Annotated in this window: 1 protein-coding gene and 1 pseudogene; both read right to left on the reverse strand. The window is 69.3% G+C overall.

Features of this window, described 5'->3' with window-relative positions; translation table 11 throughout:
* On the reverse strand, positions 1-953 hold a 953-nt coding region (locus tag EUA98_RS19595; RefSeq protein ID WP_165372934.1), incomplete at its 3' end, for an IS30 family transposase.
* A 63-nt stretch (positions 954-1,016) separates the two neighbouring features.
* Positions 1,017-1,157, reverse strand: a pseudogene (locus EUA98_RS20705) (hypothetical protein); the annotation flags it as partial.
* Between the last annotated feature and the right edge of the window lie 48 nt (positions 1,158-1,205).

A 1,205-nucleotide genomic window follows, 5' to 3' on the forward strand; every position in this document is an offset into this window, starting at 1 on the left:
GGGCGATTGTTGAGCTCGTCCTGGACCTGCTGGAGGCGTTCTGCGGAGTGGACGGCGAGGTTCGTCCCCTTGGGGAAGTAGTCCCGCAGGAGTCCGTTGGTGTTCTCGTTCGTGCCGCGCTGCCACGGGGAGTGCGGCTCGCAGAAGTACACGCTCATCCCGGTCGCCGCGGTGATCTGCCGATGGCCGGCCATCTCGCGGCCCTGATCCCACGTCAGCGAGCGGCGTAGCGACGAGGGGAGTTTGCCCATGACGTCAAGGACTCCGTCGCGAGTTGCGTCCGCGGTATGTCGCTGGGGTAGATGTACCAAGAGCACGTACCGACTGGTGCGCTCGGCGAGGGTGCCGATCGCCGACCGGTTCGACGTCCCGCTGATCAGGTCGCCCTCCCAGTGCCCGGCCACGGCCCGGTCGGCGACGTCCGGGGGTCGGTCACCGATCATCTTCATCTCCCGCATGGCGCCGGCTCGTCGAGCGTCCGGGTGGCGGTGAGCGCGTCGGCGCCGACGTCTGGTGCGCAAGCACGTGAACCTGTCCCGACCCAGCGTCGCGCCGGGGGCGTAGATCGCCTGGTAGATGCTCTCGTGGACCAGATGCCAGGCGGGGTTGTCCGGGAACTCGAGCCGCAGCGTCTGGGCGATCTGCTCTGGGCTCGACCGCAGGTCCAGCCAGCCCTGGACCGTCTCGCGCAGGACCTGGTCGCCGGCCAGGCGTCGTTCCTTCGGCCGAGCGAGTCGTCCCACCGCCATCCGGTGCGCGGCGAACGGGCGGTAGCGCCCGGACTGCGCGTCACGATTGCGGTGGACCTCGCGACTGATCGTCGATGCTGGGCGCCCCAGCTCGCGGCCGATGCTCCGCAGGCTCATTCCCGCCCGGACCCGGTCTCCGATCACGATCCGCTCGTCCTCGGACAAGTACCTCGCGGACAAGCCCGGTGCGGCGGTGGTCGTCACGGGTTGATAGTGCAGCGCGAACCCCGAGGTGGAGATGACCGTGCGCCCGAGTCGCCAACGTGCCCCAGTCCGCCGGTGCACGCCCACGACTCGGCACGCCTCGGCGTTGCTCACACCCCTGGCGATCAACCTGACGAACGCCTCCCGCTGCGCCGTCAACGGCTCCGCTCCACGCTTGCGGCCCCGGCTACGAACAGGTCCCATCACGTCCTCCAACACCTCTCGGTGTTGCGACGTTCGCTGGAATCCGCC

This window comes from Pengzhenrongella frigida (assembly GCF_004168625.1).
In the GTDB taxonomy this organism is placed as follows: domain Bacteria; phylum Actinomycetota; class Actinomycetes; order Actinomycetales; family Cellulomonadaceae; genus Pengzhenrongella; species Pengzhenrongella frigida.